Here is a 242-nt window from a genome sequence, read left to right as displayed (position 1 = left end):
GGCATCGAGCGCGGCTGCGCCGGCATCCAGTCCAACGCCTATTACCCGCTCAACAGCGCTTCCAGCGGCGCCGGGCCGTGGCTCAGCGACGGCTTCATGCAATCGATGGGCGCGATCCTGCCGCGCGACCGTGACCGGTACGGCAGCGACCGCGGCCAGTACGGGTTGTCGATGCGCTACCGCGACGAGGCCAGCGGCCGCGGCTGGGGCGCGTACTACCTGCGCATCAACTCGCGCGCGCC

1 protein-coding gene is annotated in these 242 nt (G+C 71.5%); it reads left to right on the top strand.

The annotated features are described in order from the left end of the window. A partial coding sequence (locus HKX41_13055) for a DUF1302 family protein (protein ID NNC25062.1) occupies window positions 1-242 on the top strand: 242 nt, incomplete at both ends.

The sequence above is a fragment of the Salifodinibacter halophilus genome, assembly GCA_012999515.1.
GTDB lineage: Bacteria > Pseudomonadota > Gammaproteobacteria > Nevskiales > Salinisphaeraceae > Salifodinibacter > Salifodinibacter halophilus.
Note: the sequence above shows the minus strand (reverse complement) of the source record. Positions and strands in the feature narration are given on the sequence as shown.